The sequence below is a fragment of the Lactobacillus sp. W8172 genome (genome assembly GCF_016102055.1).
GTDB classification, from domain to species: domain Bacteria; phylum Bacillota; class Bacilli; order Lactobacillales; family Lactobacillaceae; genus Lactobacillus; species Lactobacillus apis_A.
This window is the reverse complement of record NZ_JACFPG010000002.1, coordinates 76,935-99,943: the sequence shown is the minus strand read 5'-3', so window position 1 is coordinate 99,943 and position 23,009 is coordinate 76,935. Positions and strand designations below refer to the sequence as shown.

The following is a 23,009-nucleotide window of genomic DNA, read 5'->3' as shown; positions in this document are numbered from 1 at the left end:
AGTAGATGCTATAATAATGTAGAAATGATACTTGGAGGTTTGTAATGGAAGTTGCTGAGGCATTAGCGAGGCTAAAATTCTTGGTGAAGCATGATCATTTTCAAATGGTTCAAAGAAGAGACAAAATGGCAATGCCAGTTTCAGTAACTTTGACGAAGGAAATAGTTAAGCAGTTGTCAGTCAGTGATTTTGTCAAACATGAACCGAATAGAAGTAATCCATTACAATTTGTCTGGGTATTTAAAACAAGCGATGGCCAAACTTACTACATTAAATTCGTATTTACTGAAGATAATCAAAAAGTAGTATTTATTAGTTTCCATCTTGATTATTAAAGGAGGGGTTTATATGGCTTACCAAAAGGACTTCACTACTATTTATACTATTGATGGACATAAGTATACAGTAACAGCACCAGCTCTTTTTGACAGAAAAACCAATGAACTGATTCCAGATAAGGCATTAGATGATCAAGCTGCTGAAATTGCCCGTCAAAAATATCGTGACGAAATGGGTCTATTGTCACCAAAGGAAATAAAACAATATCGAGCTAAAGTTGGATTAACACAACGTAATTTAGCAGAATTAACCGGATTAAGTCCAAATACGATTGCTCTTTACGAAGCAGGTGCATTTCCAACAAAGGCCAATAATAGGTTGTTAAAAGCTCTCATAAAAAGCGATAATGTACTTGAACAATATATTTCTGATGAGAAGAATAAATATTCTGATGAATTGATAGCAAAAGTTAATTCCTATTTGAACCATAGTGATAGTGTTGTGGAATCACAACCTGAGCAACCTAAGTTCACTGCTGTGCAGTTAGCCAATTGGTTTCGAGTTGAGAATTACTTTGAGCGGGATAATGATTTGAATATTGATCCATTAACGCAAATGAAAGCCAATAAGCTTCTCTATTTTGCATATGGTAGATTTTTAGCTAAAACTAGAAGTAGGTTGTTTTCTTCCCCTATTATTCATTTACAATACGGTCCAGTAATAACTGAAGTACATAAAAAGTTTAATGGTAAGCGTGTTTTAGATATTGATAAACCAGATAAAGAGGCCATGAATGACTATAACTTGGTTTCTAAAGATGGTGAAATTGCCGATTTACTAGATAAGGTTAATGATGATTACATTAATTACAATGCTGCTCGATTAAGTAAGCAGACTCATCGGTCCGGGTCACCATGGGATTTAACTCCGGATAGAGAAATAATTAAAGATCAGTTGATTTTTGATTCGTTTAATCGAGGAGTAGAAGAATAGTTTGAGAAAGAATAAATAATAAGTGTCCTAATGTGGGTCTCAATAAATTTATTGAGTTGTAGGCTCAGTCTTTTGCTTAATCCTATAACAGAGCTAACTGCCTTTAAAGCAGTTGCTTGAAATTTAGAGAAGAAGTCTTGTTTACAAGGCTTCTTTTTCTTTATATCTAGGCTATAACTTAGATAAATTAATCTTGTACAAGAAATTGCTGAAAATGGTAATCATAATTGGTGTAGTAATTATTGAAGTAGTATTGAGCACACTCATGGTTGAAGATGAAATTTCTTGATCAACTGTATTATCAAGCCATTTGAGTTAACATTGGGCTTGTAGTATAATATGAGTTAAGTATACAAATCGTATAAATGAATAGTATTAGTCGATGATATGTGGAAATAAAATTGGCGGATCTGTTGGATTATTATCAGTAAATCTAGAAGAATGCCAATGAATATATAGATTGTTTAAGATAAGATTTTCATAAAAATTAAGCTAATAAACAATTCTAAAAATAAATCTTTTTTCTTTAGGAATAGATTATGAAAATAAAGCTTAGTAAAATTTTTCCTATTTCAATAGGTATCATATTGATAATAATTGCGATAAAAGATTTTTCTCCTTGGCGTAGTACAGGTGAAATAATAACAGGACTAATAACATTGGCAGTGGCATTATTTTCCAAAAGTAAAGACCAAGAATCAACTTCTTCTGAAATAGATCACTTAGTTGACCACAAAGTTGTAATTTATTCGGAACGCATTTATTTGGTGATGTTTTTCGTCTTTCTAATTTTATATTACTTAGATGGGAAAAATGTTATACTCGGCGTTATATCTATTTATTCGTTATTGCTTTGGTATATTCAACTGGTAATGCAATTAATAATAAGTGTTTTAGAGATAGTAAAAAGTAATAGAAATAAATAATTTTTAAACCTTTTACTTGTTGTTTGAATGTTGAAAAAGTAGCTGAAACACTAGTATTGCTGATTCGTTGCTATCCAGGAAATGTAGTAGAAAAAATAATTTAATTTAAACAAAAATGAGTTTTAAAAGACTTGAAGACAATAGCTTCAAGTCTTTTTTGTTTTCACACTAATATACACTTTTTCACACAAGCGCTTTTTTCAACTAATTAAAATGTGTGCATTAACGAGAAAAACAGTGTAACAGGAACGAATTAAGCGAAAAATCTTTTTCTGACCGTTATAGCCTCTTGTACTTTGTTGTGTTGAAGTAATCCATTTAGCCTGTAAAAATCTAGTCATAAAAACGCTTTAAATTAATTACTGATGATAGTATTATTATTTTGTATGTGAATGATATCGCTTTAAATGCCAAAAATTATATTTTCTCTTTTTGTAATAAGGAGCAATATTTCTTGGCTAGCCTTATTCATAAATATCTTGTAAATTAGAATTTGAAAACGAAAGGACAACTAAATGTTATTAGGATCAATTGAAGCTGGTGGAACAAAGTTTGTTTGCGCCGTGGGTAACGAAAATTACCAGATTAAAGATCAAACTACTTTCCCAACCACAACTCCAAAGGAAACACTTCGCAAGACAGTCGACTACTTCAAAAAATTTGATATTGATGCGATTGGAATTGCCTCTTTTGGACCAATCGAAGTACGTAAGACTGCATCGAATTATGGCTACATTACTGACACACCTAAGGCAGGCTGGAGTAATACTGACTTTGTTGGTTATTTGAAAAAAGAGATTGATGTACCGATGTACTTTACAACTGATGTAAATGGATCAGCGTATGGTGAGTACGTCATGTCACAATTATCTAATGAAGATATTGACTCCCTTGTTTATTACACTATTGGCACCGGTGTTGGTGGTGGAGCAATTATTAATGGCAAGTTGGTTGGCTCACTTGGTCACCCTGAAATGGGTCATGTTAAGCTTAAACGTCATCCTGATGATCTTAATTTTGCAGGTGTTTGTCCTTTCCATAAAGATTGTCTGGAAGGTTTAGTATCCGGTCCAACTTTTGACGCTCGTTTGAATAAGCCAGGCAAGGATGTTCCACTATCAGATCCTGTTTGGGACATCATGAGTTACTACGTTGCTCAAGCTGCTTTGCAAGTTACATTGATTTTGCGTCCTGATAAAATTGTTTTTGGCGGCGGCGTTACTAGTGAAAAGTTCTTAGAAAAAGTAAGACGTGATTTTGCTAAATTGTTGAATGGCTATGTTCATGTACCTGAACTTGACCAATACATTGTTATGCCTGAAATTGAAAACAATGGTTCAGCAACTGTAGGTGATTTTGCACTCGCAAAACGCTTATTAAGAGAATAATTTATCCAGCATATTAAGCAAAAATTTCAGGAAAGATATAAAAAATCAATAATACTAAAAAAGCCAATGGCATCTATTTGATGTCATTGGCTTTTTGTTGTGTCTATTTAGTAAAGCACTGATAATCTTAGTCTAATAAGTCAAACTTAAGTGTAGCTAAGTTATGACCTTCATTAACCATGTTGCTGAGCAATTCAATTGTATTGTTGTAAACTTGGTCGGCCATCTTTTGGTTAGCTTCAGTTAACAAGTCTTCAGCTTCTTTACCTGTAAGACCTGCAGCCTTCTTATCAGTTTCGTGTTGAATAAAGTGGCATTGTGATAATGATTTTTGTTCAAAGTCACTTTCAAGCTCGCCGTATACCTTAAAGTTAGTGTCTCCAAGTTGTGCAGTTAGCTTGTTTAACCAGAAAATCTTGGTGAGATCAAATTTTGGACCGGTTTGGAAGCTTGCAGGAGTGTCATTAACATTGGTATAGAAAGGAACAAAGCTGTTAAAAGTGTTTGGACCGAAGCAAAGCCATTGAACACCAGCGATTTCTTCTGGAACATCATTTCTAACCTGGAGAATATGAGTTTCGAAGTTACGGTTAAGTGCAATTGGACGATAAGTCTTCTTTTGCTCAGGAGTCCCAAGGTCGCCGTATGGGTCAAATGGTGTATCTTGGTAGTGTGAGCTTTCTACAAAACAAATGTCTTCAATACTAATCTTACGGTTAGCGTGGCAAATGAATGGTTGGTCTTGATCAGTTGGTTTGCCACCAAATTCTGGATCGAAGTAATTGTGTACAAACCAAGCACGAGGGTTGTTGTAGTGTGCATCTTTGACAGTTGAACTACCAAAAATGTGACGCATGTTGTAGCCTTCACGATCAGGGTTTAAGTGGTATTCTTCGATTAAACCTTCCAAAGTATCGTCAGCCAAAAAGCCGTCTTCACCAAAGTGGAATTCATCAATGTTTAAACGGTTAGGAGCAACAACATAAGCGTCGTCAGGGATGCGACGAGCAATCCAGTGATGACCACCGATTGTTTCAAGGTACCAAATTTCATCATGGTCAGCAAAAGCCATACCATTCATTTCATAAGTACCATACTTTTCAAGTAAGTAACCCATCCGTTTAACACCGTCAAGAGCGCTGTGGATATAAGGCAATGTTAAAGTAACAAAGTCTTCTTCACCAAGTCCGCCTTCAGTTACTAGTGGGTCGATTCCTTGGATACGGGAATTCGTAGTGATTGTTTCAGTTGCAGTCATTGCAATGTTTTCAGAGTTAATTCCGGCTGCTGCCCAAATACCACTTTCACCTGATACGTCTGGTGCACTAGTGTAGCGTAGAGGAGTATCTGCTAAGTCCTCATCATCAATTTTTTGGTGACTAATAACACTTTCATAGTGCTTAGGTTGCTTTTCTGGTGTAATAAGTTCGAAACCTTCGGGAATAATCTCACGTCCACCGTCTTCACTTCTGGCAATCATTGCTGAGCCATCAATTGAAGCATTTTTACCGACAAGAATAGTCGTACATTCTGCTTTTTTCATTTAATCTGTCCTTTCAAAATAACTTAATCTATATTGTATTAAAAAGGACAGCTATAATGCAAAGAAATACGCAAACTTAACCTGAAATTATTTATTTGATTGTTGGAGTTGAGAAAAAAGTGAAGGAAAATATTTTTTGATTAGATATTGCTTAAATGTGTTAAACATATTTTACTTAAATTGCGTAAGAAACAGCCGCTACTCACAGGCTCAATTAGCAGAAGAACGCCAAACGATTAATGCAATTGAAAATGACAAATATGAACCCTCACTAGGTTTGACTTTTCAGCTGGCAGATATATTAGGGGTTACAGTTGACGAATTGTTTATTAATAAGTTGCCAGCGCAATCAATTTAGATACCTACTTTAGTTTTTGCTATGGGTATTATTGAGTTTAGCAATCTAATCATTATAAGTTAGTGGGCTTTTGCCTTTGCGGATTTCTACCTTGATTGGTAAGAAAATCGTGTGAACTAATTTGAATTAAAAATTATAAAAAGCTATAGAGACTAAAAGAGATATACATATGGAAACTAGAAAAAATTTACAGGAAAAATTAAAGGCAACATTAACCCAAATAACGCATGAGTCACTAAACAGCACTTTTGTTGGGTATAGTGAGCTTTATAAACAAGTGATTTTTGTCAAAGTTTTTTCTCAAGAAGGTAAATTTTTAACCGAAAAAACTGTTAATGAACAACTTAATTCACGCGTATTAGGCTTTTTTACGATTGAAAATCCGCAGCGCTTCATATTAATAATGGAGGATTGTGATCCGATAGACTTAAAACTACCACTTACAGCCGAACTGGCTTTTGAAATGGGACAGGAATTGTCTGCCTTTCATCAAAATGTAAAACTATTTGAAGGCATCTATCTTAATGAACAGCTTTTTAAAAAGGTTGAGACGGATGTTAGCAGTCTAAAAAACATTGCGGTCAAAGACAGACTTGAAGAACTGTTAAAAGCATTTAATCCAATTAAAGCCAAAATTGAACATGATTTATGTGCTTATTCCACGGTAGTACTTCATGGTGATGTTGGTGTGCGCAATTACAAACTTGTCAATGGGAAACTGCGTTTAATCGACTTTGAACGAGCAAGGAAAGGTGTAAACTATCAAGACTTCATCAAACTGTTTTATCAAGATTTTAATTTAAACAAAAATCTGATTAGCTCGTTTATAGAAGGATATAGGACAAAAGGTGCTAAGGTTGAGATTTTGCCTGAAACACAAGTTTTTCTAATCTTTATTACAGCAGTTGGAATTATGAAGTACGTGGAAAAAATAGAAGATCAACCGTTTGAAAAGATAGGCGAGTTGATGTTAGAAACTTGCACGCAATATTTCAATATGGATTTTGGGAATGAGTCCAAACAGAAATTGAATGCAATAATTGAATAGAGCGTGAGCTATTTTGGTAATTGAAAAAGGCATCTTCGACTTAGAAGATGCCTTTTGGCGCGAACAAAACAATTTTAAGGGAAAATAATTGTTCACATGATATTTGCAGTTTGATTTTTCTATTTTTCCTTTGACTCACCTCCCTTCAATAAAAGATTTAGAAGTGTAGCGGATAAACTCGTGATAACAATTCCGTTACTTAAAAATAATTGAACTGTTGCAGGTAAGTTCTTGAAAAATTGTGGATAAATAGTGACGCCTAGTCCCAAACCAACTGAAATTGCGATGATTAGGATATTATTGTTGTCACTCAAATCCACTTTTACAAGTGTTTTAATTCCTTGAACGGCAATCATGGTAAACATTACCAGCATTGCACCACCTAAAACAGGAGTAGGAATAATAGTAACTAGTGCACCAATTTTTGGTAACAGTCCCATAGCCATTAACAGGCCAGCTGCCCAATAAATTGGCCTTTTTGTTTTAATACCTGACAGTTGAAGTAGTCCAACGTTCTGTGAAAAGGTAGTGTACGGAAAAGCATTAAACAAACCACCAAAGATTTGTGCTAATCCTTCTGCACGATACCCCTTTTTTAAATCTTCTTCAGTTACATCATGGCCGATTAGGTCACCTGTAGCAAAGAAGACGCCGGTAGACTCAATCATTGAAACTAATGCGATAATCATCATGGTCAAACTGGATGACCATTCGAATTTTGGAACACCGAAGTAGAATAATTGGGGCAAGTGAAACCAAGAAGCTTCTAAAACTGGTGTCAAGGAAACTCGTCCCATCAAAGAGGCAATTACGGTCCCAGCAACCAAGCCAATAAGAACGGAGATTGACCGCAAGAAGCCCTTAGTCCAGATTTCTAATGCCAAGATAATGAACATTGTGCTGAAAGCCAATATCAGGTTTTGGCTACTACCAAAGTCTTTGGCACTAGCATTGCCACCACCCATATTTTGAACGGCCACAGGGACCAGCGTAAGACCAATAGTAGTGATTAGAGTTCCTGTAACCACTGGTGGAAAGTACTTCTTGATTTTTGCAAAAACGCCAGAAATCAAGATGACAAAGATCCCCGCAATGATAATGGCACCATACATATCGTTAATCGAAAACTTTTGACCGATCATTTGTAAAGGTGCAACAGCTTGGATAGCACAACCCAAGATTACTGGAAAACCAATACCAAAGTATTTGTTTCGCATGAGTTGTAGTAGTGTTGCAAGCCCACACATAAAGATGTCAATTGAGACAAGATAAGTCATTTGTTCTGCGTTGAACTTTAGCGCGGTTCCAATTAATAATGGAACGGCAACTGCACCAGAGTACATGGCCAATAGGTGCTGTAGACCTAAAATAGCTGCTTTTTGGTGACTAACTTCTTCTTGCTTCATTATTTTTCGTCCGCAAATTGAACTTCACCGTTAGCTAAACTAGCGATATTTGCTAAGGATTCTAGACGATAGCCGTGTTCTTTAATCCAACTGCTACCACCTTGGAAAGTTTTCGCAACCACGATACCAATTCCAGCCACATCAGCCTTGGCTTGATTAGCTATGTTAATCATTCCCTTGACTGCTTCGCCGTTAGCCAAAAAGTCATCGATAATCAATAAGTTGTCGTCTTCATGTAAAAATTTTTGTTCTACACAAATTTGATTTGTGGTTTTCTTGGTGTAGGAATATACGTCAGCCCAGTAAACCGCATCATTAAGTGTTGACGGCTTTTTCTTGCGGGCAAAAACCATTGGCACATGAAGTTCGTATGCTGCCATTACTCCGGGAGCAATACCAGAAGCCTCACAGGTTAATACTTTTGTAACTCCGCTTTGATCAAACAGACGAGCAAACCCCTTACCCACAGCCATCATCAGCTCTGGATCAACCTGATGATTTAGAAAAGAATTAATTTTTAGTACATCACCAGGTAGAACCTCGCTGTCTTGACGGATCCGATCTTCTAAAAGCTTCACAATTTCCTCCTTGAAAAATAAAAAGGGCCTTCTCTACCAAAACTATGGTAAAAAAGACCCTTAAGGCAGCTTGCGCTGAATTAATTGTTGTTGTTTATCCATAGTTCAGAATTTACGGTTCTGAGTAGAGACTGTCGACCACATTACGACAATATATAGATTAATATTTACTTGTTGAGTGAATTCTAACAAACCAAATTAAGTTGTGCAAGGTGAAGTTGAAATTCAGAATTTGAAACAGCATCGATCAAATATAGTTAAATTTTACAAGTGAATTTCCAGTGAAAAAAGTAGTTGACCAAAGAGACAATTCTTAGTACAGTTTAAATAAATTTACGTTTTTTAGAAGAGGAGCTCGGATATTTGTGAAAAAAGACATTCACGATTTTGATGAAATTATCGTTTTAGATTTTGGTAGTCAATATAATCAATTAATTACCAGGCGCTTGCGCGATTTTGGGGTTTATTCTGAGCTCCTACCGCATGACATCAGTATGGAAAGAATCAAAGAAATTAATCCAAAGGGGATTATTTTTTCTGGTGGTCCAAATAGTATCTACGGTGAAAATGCTCTTAAGGTTGACCCAGCAATTTTTGACTTAGGGATTCCAATCTTAGGTATCTGCTACGGAATGCAATTAATGTCGCATTATTTGGACGGTAAGGTTGAAAAAGCCGATAATTCCGAATACGGTCGTGCAGAAATTGAAGTTGAAGATTCTAGCAACGTTTTATTCAGTGACTTACCAAAAGAGCAATATGTATGGATGAGTCACGGAGACCTAGTAACTGGAGCACCTAAAGGCTTTGAGGTAGTTGCTTCAAGTAAAAACTGCCCGATTGCTGCGATTGCAAACGATCAAGCCAAAATGTATGGTATTCAATTCCATGCCGAAGTGCGCAACACACAATATGGTCTCGACATTTTGCGTAATTTTGCTTTTAAAGTATGTGGTGCCAAAAATGATTGGTCAATGACCGACTTTATTGACTTACAAGTTGCAGAAATCAGAAAAACGGTTGGTAATAAAAAGGTCATTCTTGGTTTATCCGGTGGGGTAGACTCCAGTGTAACCGCAACACTTTTACATAAAGCAATCGGAGACCAATTGACTGCAATTTTCGTTGATCACGGGATGCTGCGTAAAAATGAGGGTGACGAAGTAATGGCAGCCTTAAATCGTGATTTGGGTGTGAACATTATTCGTGTGAACGCTCAAGAACGGTTTTTAAATAAACTAAAAGGTGTCACTGATCCGGAACAAAAACGTAAAATAATTGGTAAGGAATTTATCGAAGTATTTGCTGATGAAGCTAAGAAAATTAAGGATGTTGATTTTTTGGCTCAAGGCACCCTTTACACTGATGTGATCGAAAGTGGAACTAACACGGCACAGACAATTAAGTCGCACCACAATGTAGGTGGCCTTCCTAAAGACCTAAACTTCAAGTTAATTGAACCGTTGCGTAAGCTGTTCAAAGATGAAGTGCGCGAACTAGGCGAAAAACTAGGCATTCCACACGATTTAGTTTGGCGTCAACCATTCCCTGGACCTGGTCTTGGTATTAGAGTTCTTGGCGAAGTAACAGAAGACAAACTAAAAATTGTACGTGACAGTGATGCTATTTTACGTGACGAAATTAAAAAAGCAGGACTGCAAGAAGACGTATGGCAATACTTTACTGTTTTACCTGGAATTAAATCCGTTGGTGTTATGGGTGATGGCCGTACTTATGACTACACCATTGGTATTCGAGCAGTTACTTCAATTGATGGGATGACAGCAGATTTTGCCCGTCTGCCATGGGATGTTTTGCAAAAAATCTCGACTAGAATTGTCGATGAAGTGCCAAACATTAACCGCGTCGTCTACGATGTAACTAGTAAGCCACCTTCAACAATTGAATGGGAATAAGGAGACAGTTTAACTTGAATGGTAAACCTTGATTTAAAAGCACTTTAAGGAATGAAATCAAATCAAAAAGCGGAAAAAATAAAACTGTATGCTGAAAAATGTATCCCAATTAGTAAAAAGAAGTACATTGAGAACCTTTAGCGATAGCAGGTATTAGACAAGTTGATATTTGATTTGAAAAAGTATGTCAAGATGAAAGAAGCTCTTAGTGTAAAACTAAGAGCTTTTATTCGCTGTGAGTGTATAAAGGAGAAACGGATATCGAAATTAGAGTGGAGGGCTTTCTAACTAAGTTACATAGTCCTATTTAAATAAAGTGAAATTCCATCATTTTAGAACATCTTATACCAATTATCACTTGAAATTATGATAATAGGGATGAAAGGAGATTTAATGGTTTTCCTAAAAATCAAACTACTCAATATTATATAAGATGTTTTAAAAAGGCTTCTATGAATATTACTTCAAGACAGGTGTTTGTTGTTTACATCAAGAAATTCGGTAGATCATTACAATATAGAAAAGCATAGAAGAATTTATGTAATCTTTTATTAGATCGCATATTGGACACGTATAATGATTATTATCCTAGTACGTTTCGTTCAAGCTTAAAAATTTAAGTGTTTTTAAAAGACACTCAGTTTTATAAAGCGATGTCTCAGCATAGTGACATTGAATTTAGAAGCTTGTTTTTGTATGTATTTAAAAGTTAATTATCGTAAACATCTAATAGGGAAGTAATGGCTTCGAAAATATGTTGTGCTGTCCTGTCACCATTTTTAGATTTAGTTAGTGCCTTTGACAGTAAGTTCTGGTACTTCTTCAGTATAAAACTATTATTATTTGCTACCTGGTCACCAGAATACTGAAGATTATTACTGGTAATGCCTTCTTGGTTGGTAATATCGTTGCCTTCAGAATCAAATACTTTTATATTAGCTAAGCCCAATTCTTTTTCTAAGTCGTCAGTAATGATAATTTCTCCAGCAGGACCAGGATTTGCGTTAAAAGCAATGACATAATCACTTTTAGTTTGGGATGAGGTAAAGTATTTATCCACATCACTTGATTTAATATTTGATTTACCTTGAATGTAAGGTACGGATACTTTGAAAAAATCAGCCAGTTTTTGCCAAGTTTCCAATTTGGGATAACGGGTTTCGTTTTCATATTGGCTAATAGAATTAATTCCTATGTGAATTTTATTGCCGAGTTCTTTAAGGGTAAGGTGTTTTTCAGTTCTTAATTGTTTAATCCGATTCATGATATCCCCTTTCTGAATAATTTCATCATTTATGTTGAAATTGTATAATTGTGATGGTATTATACAATTACAGGAATGACGTGGCAAGAATTATTTTTCCAACTAATTTCCATAATATAGATAAGATGCACAATGAAAGTGAAAATTATCTATATTAAAAATTAAGTCGAATGTGGAACTAGCTATTTTTAGTAAATAATATTAATGCTTACCGTTTGCCAGGACCAAACGTAATTGTAAAAAAGCAAAACCAAAGCATTATGTAGTGCCACCTAAATTAACTAATGGTAGCAGACTTATAGATGGTAATCATTTAATGTTAACTCAAAATGAATATAAAAGTTTAATTAAACAATATTCAAAATTAACATGCATTATCAAACAAAGTGGTCTAGCGAATTTTTTCATTCAAAACTAAGATATGCTCTTTGTATGAGTAAAGCTAAGTACTATAAAATTAAGTATTTTCCAGAACTACATAAAAGAAATCAAGAAGTGGGGAACTGTAGAACAGGTGTTGTTGAAAATCATGGTCATTTTTGATAAGAAAAGAATACAACAATAGTTTACAGAGATTTTATAAAAAACAAAAATATGAAAATATGTCAAGTATCATAATACCACTTCATTTATCGGGTAATAGAATATACGTACCATGGGATTTGTTGATGAACATATCTTGATTTCTGATTAAGTTAATGCACCGTTACGATTATTAGAATCCAAAATACACATGTTGTGGCTTATCATAGTGGGTGGAAAGTTGAAAATTGACTTCAGGTACAATTGAAGATTTGTATGGTTCTCTACTTACTGAAAAACCCTAAGTCAACGAATTAAAGATTATTAAAGCTCATCAAGAACTTGATAAAGTAGTAGATAGAGCATATAAAGTTAATGGCTTAAAGAAGATGACGATTGACTAACATTATTACTTAATATGTATAGCGAGAAAATAAAAGATGAAAAATAGAATACCACTTGTTTTATTAAACGATATTGAAGATCAAATTTCGCAACATTTTAGTGCGAATGAGCTTATTGAGTTAACGTATGAATTCGCTCAAGGTTATAACAAAAATATTCCAATTGAGAATCCTAATTTTGATTTTTTTAATAAAAAAAACCTTTTATCGGAAAACTTGAATGTGTTATCAGATAACGAAAAAATAGAATTTCTTTCGCAGATAAAATACCATAGTCGCCTTTCCGAAGATGATTCTCTTCGTGATGAAATTGATTTACTTGAAAAAAATGCAAGCAATGGGGTGATAAAAGCCCGAAATTTAGTTTCTTCTTTATTAGAAACTTATTCAATCGACTTAAAAAAACAATGGGAAAGAACTTATAGATTCTACGATCATTTGGATTATCGTAACGCTTTAGATAATATGCGTCTAACCATTGAACTATTGATAAAAAGAATTACTGGTTCAACAGCTTCTCTTGAAAATCAGACAAATGCTTTAGGTGAATTTTTTAAAGAAAAAGATATAAGTAAAGAAGTTAGAAATTTATTTTTCAAAATGCTTGATATGTATGCAAAGATACAGAACCATGAAGCTAAGCATAATTTGCCACAAAATTTAAATTCTAAAGAAATAAAGTTATTAATGAATCAATCAACAGTAATAATAAAGTTTTTAATAGATTGTGATAAAGGGATATCTTGACCATGTAAGATAAAAATATAGTTGAGTAAATTAACATCAAACAAATAGACGTACAAATAACGATGAATTAGGATACGTGAGATGCTGGTACATGTTTATCAACATTGTAATTCTAGAAAAAGTACATAGGATTTAGGTAAATCGCCTGCTTTAATGTTTGTTGCATTAGATAAATTAACTAATCAAGGTATTAAAAGGGAATAGTATTACAGTATGCTAAAACCAAAAAGACAATGACATAAAAGAAACATCTCTCATTCTAAGAAAATAGATATAAAAAAGAGCTATTAATATAATGCACTGATTAGTACTTTATTTGTTAATCAGTGTTTTTAGAATATTAGAGAGTTTAGGGAAGTAGCGTTAGCTTTTGGACTCTAAGCTTTTGTTATAAACGATACATAACTTATGTCTGCTTAATATTCTTCAGCTTAGTTTTATAAAAAATCGAGTCTAAATGATTCGATTCTGTGAGTTAAATTTTGAGCTTTTTAATAACGTCAAAATTTAGCTATTAAGATCCAAATTAGCTAATCCTACTTAATATAATTGAAACCCTGGGGGTCCTTTGAAATTCCCCTTTTTACCCTTAAAACGAAGATGAAATCTACTCATTAATTTCCTTCCTTTAATTTTATTGCTAAGAACTAGTACTTTGTTACCTTGAGCAATACCTGTACTGCCATTCATAAGCAAATAATTGCTAATAGTAAAGGAATGTCTACACTTTACTTATTATAATGAAATTAAAACAAAGTAATTTGAATGGTAAAATTTGACCTATATTGTATTATTGTTTCTGCAGCTATAACGGATCTTATTTGTCAAATTTCGACTTATCACGTTTTAATAGTTACAGTTTACTAGTTAGTATTGCAATCTGTTTTGTTATAAGCGTTATGGCTGTTATCTTATCAAATAAAGCAGTTAACTATTTTTACTATAGAAGCATAAACTAGAAATATAGTTATGCTCTTTAAAGCAAATTTTTGTTTTAAAGAGTAAAAGGCCGCCAAGTTATGGTGGTCTTTTTTGATGTTTTTATAAATTTAAAGTGATAGTCTAGATGACAGCTAAGTCATTCTTTCAACATAGTCAAGAAATTTGTTTCTGTTTTTATCACTCGTTTTTGTAATGTTACCCAAGTGAACCCATTTTACATTCTTCAAACCCATGTCTTTAAATACGCGTTTTCGTAAAGTTCTGATTGGATTACCGGCAAAGTATTTTATATACCATTTAGGTGATTCAGCAGTTGTTATTAAAATTGTTTCCTTAATATTATTTAGCGTCCCAACTAATCGACCACTTTCTTCACGATAAGAGAAACCTTTTAACATTACTTTATCAAGGAAGCCTTTATATATTGCTGGAAGTCCATACCACCATATTGGGGTTATTATAATTAACTTATCAGTTTGCGATAAAATATTCTGATATTTTCCTACAAGTGGATCAGCAAAGTTTCCTCTTGAAAATCCGGCTAAGTCGTTGGAAAGCATGGCAGGGTTGAAGTTATCTTCAATCAAATTAATTACGGTTGCATTTGTCTTTTCTTTTACCCTTTCTAGGATTGCATAGTTATAACTTTTTGGATATGGATGGCCAATTAAGACTGTTGTGTTCATTCTATTTTTCCTTACTTATCTTTTTAAAAATCAAATCAATTTGGTGTTCCAGTGCAAGCTTGTTTTGAGTTGTGGTTTTAGCAATTGCTAGCGGCTGCAACATGTCTAATAACGCTACGATTTTTTGATAATTATTAATTTTTTCCAGTATTTCATTCTTTTTCTTTGAAATTAAGCTGTTTGTTTCTCTGATACATTGATCCTCCATAGTAGGATTATTATTTAATGTCAGCAATGCTTTAATTTCTTTAATAGAAAAACCGGAATATTTCATTACTAAAATTAATTTCAGTTTTTGCTCGTCTTCCAGACTATATTCGCGATAGTTATTATTTTTTCGCTGAATATCTAACAGACCTTGTTTTTCATAATATCTAATAGTTGAAGCGGGTATGTTTAGTCTTTTTGCGATTTCCTTTATTGTGCTCATTAGCTTTATCTACCTCCCGGTTAAGAGATTAACATTGAACCTAAGTTTAAAGTCAATGTTGGTTTTAAAGATTAAGTAGGGCAAAAGTAATCTAAGCACGCTGTCAAGTTAAAAAGACAGCCTTTTGGTTGTCTTTTAGATTTATATATTTTTTTTAAAATAGATTAATCTTTGAGTTGATCATAAATAATATTTGCAACATGTTTGCTGGACATAGAAGACAAATCCTGCCTCAGTACCCGGCATGTTAGGGTCATAAATACTCAATGCAGTTAATTTATTTAAAGACCAATAAATCGAAGGCGCTCAAAAGCTTCGTTCAGTCAATCAAGAACTTTAATCTACAAAAATAAAAGGCTTTGTCATATAAGACAAAACCTTTTTAATTTGCTTTTTGGCGATGAACATAGAGATAAACAGGCCAGCCGCTCAAAGTGAGTAGAATACCAATTGCCGACAAGACGGGCTGCGTTAGCGTGGTAGTAATCACTATAAAGAGAGCGCCACAAGTTGCTAGCAGTGGTGGCAGTGGGTACCAGGGAATCTTATAAGGGCGCTCCAGTTCCGGTTGTCTTTTTCTTAAAATCAATACACCAACAAATAACAGAATTGAGAAAATCCAAGAAACGTAAACAAGCATATTGGTCAGTGAATCGAATGTTCCCGAGAAAATCATTACGGTCGCAATAGCACATTCAAAGAGCATACTATTTGTTGGCACCATTGTTTTACTATTTAGTGAACCAAAGAAGTTAGCAGCAGGTAGTTGATGTTCTTTACCCAAAACGTAAGGCATTCTAGATCCTAAAAGCGTGTGACCGTTGATGGCACCGAAAACAGAAACCAAAATACCGATTGCAATGATAATACTGCCGAAATGTCCGAAAAGCTTTTGTGCGGTCAATAGCGCAGTCGTTTGATTGCCAACAACTTTAGACCAGGGAATGATTTTTACATAGCTCCAATTGAGTAAGGTGTAAAAGATAGTTACGCCGAATAGTCCCCAGATAATTGCTTTGGCTAAAGTCTTAGCCGGATTCTTAATTTCACTGGCTAAGTTACCGATGCTGAGCCAACCGTCATAGGCAAATAAAACTGCCAATAGCGCCTGGCCAAAGGTTGCTGCACCAGCACCTGATGTTAAATGAGGAGCTGGTGCTCCAGCCAATTGATTTGGTCCCTGGTAAAAGAGAGCAAAAATGATAATTGCTGCAATTGGTAATAACTTGATGACCAACGTAATTTTTTGAACTTGACCACTTAGTTTTGAACCAAGCCAGTTAATTAACAAAACAACTAGCATAACAATCAATGCGATGATTGTAGTTGAGAAGTTTTTAAATTGAGGAATTTCTTTTAACTGGGTTGCAAAAACAATTGAAAGTGCGGCGATGTTGGCTGGGTAATAAATAATAATAAGTGACCAGCCAAACAGAAATGAAACTTTGGGACCGTAAATTTCGTCAAGGTATCTGACTGGTCCACCGTCTTCAGGGAAAACGGACGCCAGCTCAGCGATACTGAGTCCCGCCATTAGGGTAATGAAGCCCGCCAGGGGCCAAACTAAAATGCTTAACCACGCGTTGTGGGTTAATGATGAAATATTAGCTATTTTGAAAAAAGCTCCGCCACCAATCATGGTTCCCATGACAGTAGCAAGGGCAGCGAAGAAATTGAGTTGTCTTTTCATAATAATTACCCTATAACAAGAACGAAAAATAAATTTAGTAAATATTATATGCTAGGATTATGAAAATAAAAAGAAAGTCGTTGAACTAATAACAAAATTTAAGTAAAGTTCTTCTTTGCCTACTTGAATTTGAAGTATGGTTTTTGCTAAATTGAAAGCAATTACAGCTTACAAGCTTTTTGAATAACAAAAGATGATTTAACATTCTTTTGATTTGATAAGGAGAAAAAATGAACAAAGTTACAGTAATAGGAAGTATTAACTTAGATACCAATTTACGTGTTGCGCAGATGGCTAAACCAGGTGAGACAATTCATGCCAAAGAGCACTATTCTGCAGCTGGTGGGAAAGGTGCCAACCAAGCAGTAGCTGCTGCACGTTCTGGTTGTGCTGTTAGTTTTGTTGGTGCCGTTGGCGATGATGCACCAGGTAAAGAAATGCTTGCTTTATTGAAAAAGGAAAATATTAACCTTGATGGTGTTAAAGAAGTTGCTAATGAGTCAACAGGTCAAGCTTTTATCACGGTAGATGATTCTGGTCAAAACTCAATTACCATTTATTCTGGGGCTAACTACGCTTTTGACCAAGAGGATATCAAGCAAAATAGTAATCTGATTGCTGCAAGTGACTTTGTTGTTGCGCAATTTGAAACACCAATTGAGGCAACAATTCAAGGATTCAAAATCGCGCATCAGAATAATGCAAAAACAATCTTAAATCCAGCCCCAGCAATTACTGAAATTCCAGCTGAATTATTGCAAGTGACGGATATTATTATCCCTAACGAAACCGAAGCTGCCACTATTACAGGAGTCGAAGTTGTTGATGAAAAAAGTGCTAAAAAGGCAGCGGACAAACTTCATGAATTAGGTGTCTCCGCCGTCATAATTACTATTGGTGATAAGGGTGCATTTTACGATTTTCAAGATAAGCAGGGTTTGATTCCTGCATTCAAAGTAAAAGCAGTTGATACTACAGCAGCTGGTGATACCTTTATTGGTGCGATGACCAGTATCTTAAAACCAGATTTCTCTAATTTAAGTAATGCAATTACATTTGCTAACAAGGCTTCTTCTTTAACGGTTCAGCGTTATGGTGCACAGCCTTCAATTCCAACCAAGGCAGAGATTGAACAGGTTAATTAAACTTTCTCGATAAATTTAGGTGGTAAAAAGTTTAATTTGGGCTGAAGAAAAACTATAATTAGCTTTATAAAGATGTATCGCAAAAAACGATAATAATAAACTAAGAAAGGTTAAAAATTATGTCTACTAAAATTGGAATTATCGGTGATGGTCATGTTGGCTGTACGATTGCACATGAATTAATTATTTCGGGCTTAGTTGATGATTTGGTAATGATTGACGTCAACGAGGGCAAGGTTAATGCCGATGCAGTTGATTTTGAAGATGCAATGGCCAATTTGCCATATCACACAAATGTTGTAGTTAATGATTATGATGCTCTTAAAGATGCTGAAGTTCTTATTAGTACACTGGGAAAGATTTCACTTGAAACTAAGGGCGACCGTTTCCAAGAACTTGAATACAATAAGAAGCAATTGCAACCAATTACTGAATCAATTAAAAAGAGTGGTTTTAACGGTATCTTGCTAGTAATTTCCAATCCAGTTGATGCAATTACCAACCTTTATCAACAATTAACAGGTTTACCAAAAGAACATGTTTTGGGAACAGGCACCCTTTTGGATACAGCTAGAATGAAGAAAGTTGTAGCTAAAAAATTCAACGTTGATCCAAGATCAATCAGTGGTTTTGCATTGGGGGAACATGGTGACTCTCAATTCACTGCTTGGTCAACTGTCAAAGTTTTGGAGCAACCAATTACCGAGCTGGCAAAATCAGCTTCGTGGAGTCTTGATGACCTTGAAGATGAAATTAAGACAGGTGGGCAAACAGTATTTATGGGTAAGCACTATACTAATTATGGTGTTTCCGCAGCTGCAGTCAGAATTGTACGTGCAATTTTAACTGATTCACATACTGAACTTCCGGTTTCAAGTTACCAAGAAAAATATGGCACTTATATGTCTTATCCAACAATTGTTGGACGTAACGGAATTGAAGCTAAAATTGAGTTAGCGTTAACTCCTGAAGAAGAAGAGTTGCTGGAGCAATCAGCACAGGCAATTAAAGAAAAATCACAAGCTTAAAATTAAGCTAATCAAAAGGCATCCCGTTAGGGGTGCCTTTTTTGCTCTCTGAAGTAACTGATTGATAAAAAATAATTAAAAATGAATGATGCAAATCTGTTGACAAAAAGTAAGCATAAGCATAGCATGTGAAGAGTAACAGTTATTACAGAAAAGGAGTACAAACCATGTTTAAACTTGGTGTAAGTAAAACGCAATGTCAAAAAGTCTGTTTTGTTAAAAACAATGTGGACAATCTTTTGGCATGCGGATTCTTAAAGTTAATAACTGCTTAATTAAAGAATCGACGTGCCGGCGCGGCTCGTGGTTTTTTGTTATTGGAATTAGACAAGACCTATGAAGTCCATGTGGATAAATAGGTCTTTTTTATTTAGAAATGGGGATAGAAATGAACTGGCAAGTTATTAGTCACAGTTTACCAATTTTTGCCCAAGCCTTTAAGCTAACCTTATGGCTTTCGTTTGTTGGTATCTTAGGCTCGCTGATTGTTGGTGCGCTAAGCAGCCTGATACAGTATTTTAAAGTGCCAATTTTAAGTCAGCTATTTACAGCTTATGTTGAATTGGCAAGAAATACACCATTATTAATTCAATTATTTTTCCTGTATTATGCTTTTCCTGTTATTGGTTTGAAAATGTCTGCTACAACTTGTGGCATTATTGGACTGATTTTTCTGGGCGGTGCTTATATGGCAGAAGGCTTTACCGGTGGTTTTAGTGGTGTTAACCAGACCCAAATTGATAATGGTAAGGCGCTGGGGATGAATAATTTACAATTAGCACGTTATGTGGTTTTTCCACAAGGTTTTGCACTGAGTATGCCGGCACTAGCTGCTAACGTCATATTTTTGATTAAGGAAACTTCAATCTTTTCTGTAATTGCTATCCCAGAATTAACAAATACAGCACTTGATTTAATTGGTATGTATTACCGCTCTAACGAGTACTTGTTTGTTCTCGTTGTTGCTTATGCAATCATCCTCATTCCAATTATTTTGCTCTTGAATTTGCTTGAAAGGAGAGTGCGCTATGGAACATTCGGTGATTAATGTCCTTTTTGCAGGAAACAATTTTGCCAGAATCATGCAAGGATTGTGGACGTCTGTGTGGATTTCCGTTGATAGTCTAGCGGCGGGTTTAGTTCTGGGGACATTTTTGGGAATTCTAAGAACATTACCTAATAAGCCACTACGTTTTATTCTAAGGCTTTACCTTGAGTTCTTTAGAATTGTGCCAACAATTGTCCTGCTTTATTTGGTTTATTACATTTTGCCACGTAGTTTCAACATTAACTGGCCGGCTAGTTGGATGGCGATTCTCGCTTTTGCATTGTGGGTGGCCGCTGAATTTAGTGATATTGTCCGTGGGGCAATCGAATCAGTACCAGTAACGCAAAAAGAATCTGGTTTGGCATTAGGCTTAAGTAAAACGCAGCTTTTCCGCTATGTGTTATTACCACAGGCAGTCCAGTTGGAATTGCCTGCAACGATTAACCTCGCTACGCGGGTAATTAAAACAACTTCACTCTTAATGATGATTAGTATTATGGATGTAATTACAATTGGCCAGCAAATCATCGAAGCTAATAACCAAAAATATCCGACTGCAGTTTTTTGGATTTATGGTCTGATTTTCATTTTGTACTTTATCATCGATTATCCATTGTCACTTTGGTCTAAAAAGTTGGCAGCTAAAGAGAATAGGTAAGAAAAATGACAGAAGAAATTTTACGAGTAGAAAATTTAAACAAGTTTTATGGCAATCGTCATATTTTACATGATATTAATTTTACGTTGCATCAAGGTGAGGTTTTAACTCTACTTGGTCCATCGGGTTCAGGAAAAAGCACTTTAATCAGATGCCTTAATGGACTGGAGGATTTTAGTAGCGGTGCGATTTATTTTAAAGGTGAAAAAGTCAATCCAACCGATAAAAATTGGCAAGAGATACGACAAAAAATCGGCATGGTCTTTCAAAGTTATGATTTATTTCCTAACTTAACTGTCATGGAAAACATTTTATTGGCCCCCACTAAGGTACAGAAGCGCGCAAAAGACGAAGTGGCTCAAGAAGCAAAAGGATTATTAAAAGACGTTGGGCTTGAGAAGTATGCGGATTCGTATCCTCGAGAATTGTCTGGGGGACAAAAGCAAAGAATCGCTATTGTGCGCGCCTTAATCATGCACCCAGAAGTAATGCTATTTGATGAAGTGACAGCTTCGCTTGATCCGGAAATGGTGCGCGGTATTTTGCAGATAATGACGAAGCTATCAAAAGAGCACCATATGACCATGATTATTGTGACGCATGAAATGGGCTTTGCGGAACAAATAGCTGACCAAGTCCTATTCCTAGAAGATGGGCACATTTTAGAGAATACACCAGGAAAAGCTTTCTTTGCCCAACCCAAAACTGAACGTGCACGCGACTTTTTAGAGAGTATGGATTTTTAAGGAGTTATAATGAAGAAAAATAAACTTAAAAGGCGTATAGCAATTTGGTCAGTTGTAATTGTTGTCTTATTAGTTACCTTTTTTGGCTTCAGGTCCTCGTTAAATGATAGTACTGGCGGAAGCGACAGCAGTGTAGTCGCAATAAAAAAGCGTGGCGTTTTGCGTGTAGCGGTTTTTGGTGATTTGCCACCGTATGGTTGGGTAGATGAACATGGTAACCGGCGAGGCTATGACTTACGTTTAGCCCGCAGAATGGCCAAAGATCTTGGCGTAAAAGCAAAGTTTACGCAGGTCAACGCCAACAATCGGGTTGACACACTGAATTCTGACAAAGCTGATATTGTTTTGGCCAACTTTACAGTGACACCAGAACGTAAGCAAGTGGCTGATTTTGCTAGGCCCTATATGAAGGTATCGGTTGGAGTGATTTCACCCAAAAATGCACCGATTAATAATGAACATCAATTGAAAAACAAAGCGGTTATTGTGAATAAGGGGACTACTGCTGAGAATTATTTTACTGAAAAAGGCGGGGTCAACTTGTTAAAATTTGATTCAAAAACGCAACAGTTTAATGCAATTAAGAATAAACGAGCTGCTGCATTAGCGGATGACAATTCATACCTGTATGCGTGGGTTAAACGAAATCCAAGTTATACGGTTGGGATTAAAAATATTGGTCCTAATCAATACATTGCGCCAGCAGTTAAAAAAGGCAATAAATCCCTACTTGATTGGACTGACCAAGAAATCACTAAACTAACAAAGCAAGGCTTTTTTGTGACTGATTACAATAAAGAATTGAAGCCTTATTTTGGCAAGGAAGTAAAGCCGAGCGATATTGTTCTTAATTAATAAAAAGCTAGTTTAGTAATATATCTTGAAATTGACTCAAAAAAATGTTATTGTAATAAACGTTAATCGATTAATCTATGGCTTGAAAGAGAGTCATGGCAAAGGAGTAATAAACATGAAACAAGGCATTCACCCAGATTACCAAGAAGTTGTCTTTATGGATTCCGCAACAGGTGCAAAATTTGTTGCTGGTTCAACCTTAAAGTCAAAAGAAACAGTAGATTACGAAGGTAAAACTTACCCATTGATTCGAGTTGAAATTACTTCAGATTCTCACCCATTCTACACAGGCAAGCAAAAGTTTGCTCAAGCAGATGGACGAATCGAAAAGTTCAACAAGAAATATGGTGTCAACAAGTAATATCTTTAATCTGGTGGAAGCAGTCCCATTGGGGCTGCTTTTTTATGT

Annotated in this window: 23 protein-coding genes and 1 riboswitch; of the genes, 16 read left to right on the top strand and 7 right to left on the bottom strand. The window is 35.2% G+C overall.

What is annotated here, in order from left to right; genetic code table 11:
* Positions 1 to 44 precede the first annotated feature (44 nt).
* From H3R21_RS04060 to scrK, 4 genes are all read left to right on the top strand, one after another.
* The gene (locus H3R21_RS04060; RefSeq protein ID WP_198183188.1) at positions 45 to 335 is read left to right on the top strand and encodes a type II toxin-antitoxin system MqsR family toxin; all 291 of its coding nucleotides are present in this window, start codon (positions 45 to 47) and stop codon (positions 333 to 335) included.
* Between the two features lie 13 nt (positions 336 to 348).
* On the top strand, positions 349 to 1,272 hold the full coding sequence (locus H3R21_RS04055; protein ID WP_198183186.1) for a type II toxin-antitoxin system antitoxin SocA domain-containing protein: 924 nt from the start codon (positions 349 to 351) through the stop codon (positions 1,270 to 1,272).
* Positions 1,273 to 1,811: 539 nt separating this feature from the next.
* On the top strand, positions 1,812 to 2,198 hold the full coding sequence (locus tag H3R21_RS04050; RefSeq protein ID WP_198183185.1) for a hypothetical protein: 387 nt from the start codon (positions 1,812 to 1,814) through the stop codon (positions 2,196 to 2,198).
* A 515-nt stretch (positions 2,199 to 2,713) separates the two neighbouring features.
* A complete protein-coding gene (gene scrK / locus H3R21_RS04045) occupies positions 2,714 to 3,586 on the top strand; it encodes a fructokinase ScrK (RefSeq protein ID WP_198183183.1) in 873 nt (290 codons plus the stop codon).
* A 127-nt stretch (positions 3,587 to 3,713) separates the two neighbouring features.
* Here the strand turns inward: scrK and H3R21_RS04040 are convergent, their stop codons facing one another.
* Positions 3,714 to 5,129, bottom strand: a complete 1,416-nt coding sequence (locus H3R21_RS04040; RefSeq protein WP_198183180.1) for a C69 family dipeptidase — start codon at positions 5,127 to 5,129, stop codon at positions 3,714 to 3,716.
* Positions 5,130 to 5,295: 166 nt separating this feature from the next.
* On the opposite strand from H3R21_RS04040, the gene H3R21_RS04035 reads away from it, so the two are divergent.
* Positions 5,296 to 5,487, top strand: coding sequence for a helix-turn-helix transcriptional regulator (locus H3R21_RS04035; RefSeq protein ID WP_370628091.1), 192 nt, complete (start codon positions 5,296 to 5,298; stop codon positions 5,485 to 5,487).
* Between the two features lie 169 nt (positions 5,488 to 5,656).
* On the top strand, positions 5,657 to 6,535 hold the full coding sequence (locus H3R21_RS04030; protein WP_198183178.1) for a phosphotransferase: 879 nt from the start codon (positions 5,657 to 5,659) through the stop codon (positions 6,533 to 6,535).
* A gap of 119 nt (positions 6,536 to 6,654) precedes the next feature.
* Here H3R21_RS04030 and H3R21_RS04025 read toward each other — a convergent pair whose 3' ends face one another.
* Together H3R21_RS04025 and H3R21_RS04020 are read right to left on the bottom strand one after the other, a co-directional pair.
* Positions 6,655 to 7,941 carry a nucleobase:cation symporter-2 family protein gene (locus H3R21_RS04025; protein ID WP_198183176.1) on the bottom strand — a complete coding sequence of 429 codons (1,287 nt, stop codon included), beginning with the start codon at positions 7,939 to 7,941 and terminating at the stop codon, positions 6,655 to 6,657.
* Complete coding sequence (locus tag H3R21_RS04020; RefSeq protein WP_198183174.1) at positions 7,941 to 8,519, bottom strand: xanthine phosphoribosyltransferase; 579 nt, start codon at positions 8,517 to 8,519, stop codon at positions 7,941 to 7,943. The genes H3R21_RS04025 and H3R21_RS04020 overlap by 1 nt, the downstream gene beginning before the upstream one ends.
* A gap of 81 nt (positions 8,520 to 8,600) precedes the next feature.
* A riboswitch (purine riboswitch) is annotated at positions 8,601 to 8,698 on the bottom strand.
* A 186-nt stretch (positions 8,699 to 8,884) separates the two neighbouring features.
* Here H3R21_RS04020 and guaA point away from each other — a divergent pair.
* Positions 8,885 to 10,435, top strand: a complete 1,551-nt coding sequence (guaA, locus tag H3R21_RS04015; protein ID WP_198183173.1) for a glutamine-hydrolyzing GMP synthase — start codon at positions 8,885 to 8,887, stop codon at positions 10,433 to 10,435.
* A gap of 709 nt (positions 10,436 to 11,144) precedes the next feature.
* Here guaA and H3R21_RS04010 read toward each other — a convergent pair.
* Complete coding sequence (locus tag H3R21_RS04010; protein WP_198183171.1) at positions 11,145 to 11,699, bottom strand: helix-turn-helix transcriptional regulator; 555 nt, start codon at positions 11,697 to 11,699, stop codon at positions 11,145 to 11,147.
* A gap of 733 nt (positions 11,700 to 12,432) precedes the next feature.
* Here H3R21_RS04010 and H3R21_RS07555 point away from each other — a divergent pair.
* Both H3R21_RS07555 and H3R21_RS04005 read left to right on the top strand, forming a co-directional pair.
* A complete protein-coding gene (locus tag H3R21_RS07555) occupies positions 12,433 to 12,489 on the top strand; it encodes a hypothetical protein (protein ID WP_370628090.1) in 57 nt (18 codons plus the stop codon).
* 172 nt (positions 12,490 to 12,661) lie between these two features.
* Positions 12,662 to 13,372 carry a hypothetical protein gene (locus tag H3R21_RS04005; protein ID WP_198183169.1) on the top strand — a complete coding sequence of 237 codons (711 nt, stop codon included), beginning with the start codon at positions 12,662 to 12,664 and terminating at the stop codon, positions 13,370 to 13,372.
* Between the two features lie 1,073 nt (positions 13,373 to 14,445).
* Here H3R21_RS04005 and H3R21_RS04000 read toward each other — a convergent pair.
* The 3 genes from H3R21_RS04000 to H3R21_RS03990 all read right to left on the bottom strand — a co-directional run bounded on the left by H3R21_RS04000 (position 14,446) and on the right by H3R21_RS03990 (position 17,120).
* Positions 14,446 to 15,000: an NAD(P)H-dependent oxidoreductase gene (locus H3R21_RS04000; protein WP_198183167.1), complete on the bottom strand. Its 555-nt coding sequence runs from the start codon at positions 14,998 to 15,000 to the stop codon at positions 14,446 to 14,448.
* Position 15,001: 1 nt separating this feature from the next.
* Entirely contained in the window at positions 15,002 to 15,430 is a 429-nt protein-coding gene (locus tag H3R21_RS03995) for a MerR family transcriptional regulator (RefSeq protein WP_198183165.1), read from the bottom strand.
* Positions 15,431 to 15,812: 382 nt separating this feature from the next.
* Entirely contained in the window at positions 15,813 to 17,120 is a 1,308-nt protein-coding gene (locus H3R21_RS03990) for an APC family permease (RefSeq protein WP_198183163.1), read from the bottom strand.
* 230 nt (positions 17,121 to 17,350) lie between these two features.
* Between H3R21_RS03990 and rbsK the strand changes: the two genes are divergently transcribed.
* The 7 genes from rbsK to H3R21_RS03955 all read left to right on the top strand — a co-directional run bounded on the left by rbsK (position 17,351) and on the right by H3R21_RS03955 (position 22,961).
* Complete coding sequence (gene rbsK / locus H3R21_RS03985; RefSeq protein ID WP_198183161.1) at positions 17,351 to 18,265, top strand: ribokinase; 915 nt, start codon at positions 17,351 to 17,353, stop codon at positions 18,263 to 18,265.
* Positions 18,266 to 18,384: 119 nt separating this feature from the next.
* Positions 18,385 to 19,293, top strand: a complete 909-nt coding sequence (locus H3R21_RS03980) for an L-lactate dehydrogenase (RefSeq protein WP_198183159.1) — start codon at positions 18,385 to 18,387, stop codon at positions 19,291 to 19,293.
* A gap of 388 nt (positions 19,294 to 19,681) precedes the next feature.
* Entirely contained in the window at positions 19,682 to 20,341 is a 660-nt protein-coding gene (locus tag H3R21_RS03975) for an amino acid ABC transporter permease (protein ID WP_046307653.1), read from the top strand.
* Positions 20,322 to 20,999: an amino acid ABC transporter permease gene (locus H3R21_RS03970; protein WP_198183157.1), complete on the top strand. Its 678-nt coding sequence runs from the start codon at positions 20,322 to 20,324 to the stop codon at positions 20,997 to 20,999. The genes H3R21_RS03975 and H3R21_RS03970 overlap by 20 nt, the downstream gene beginning before the upstream one ends.
* A 5-nt stretch (positions 21,000 to 21,004) precedes the next feature.
* On the top strand, positions 21,005 to 21,745 hold the full coding sequence (locus H3R21_RS03965; protein WP_198183155.1) for an amino acid ABC transporter ATP-binding protein: 741 nt from the start codon (positions 21,005 to 21,007) through the stop codon (positions 21,743 to 21,745).
* 9 nt (positions 21,746 to 21,754) lie between these two features.
* Complete coding sequence (locus H3R21_RS03960; protein ID WP_198183153.1) at positions 21,755 to 22,600, top strand: transporter substrate-binding domain-containing protein; 846 nt, start codon at positions 21,755 to 21,757, stop codon at positions 22,598 to 22,600.
* 115 nt (positions 22,601 to 22,715) lie between these two features.
* Positions 22,716 to 22,961 (top strand): type B 50S ribosomal protein L31, encoded by a 246-nt coding sequence (locus H3R21_RS03955; protein ID WP_046307648.1) that lies wholly within the window; start codon positions 22,716 to 22,718, stop codon positions 22,959 to 22,961.
* The last annotated feature ends 48 nt before the right edge of the window (positions 22,962 to 23,009 follow it).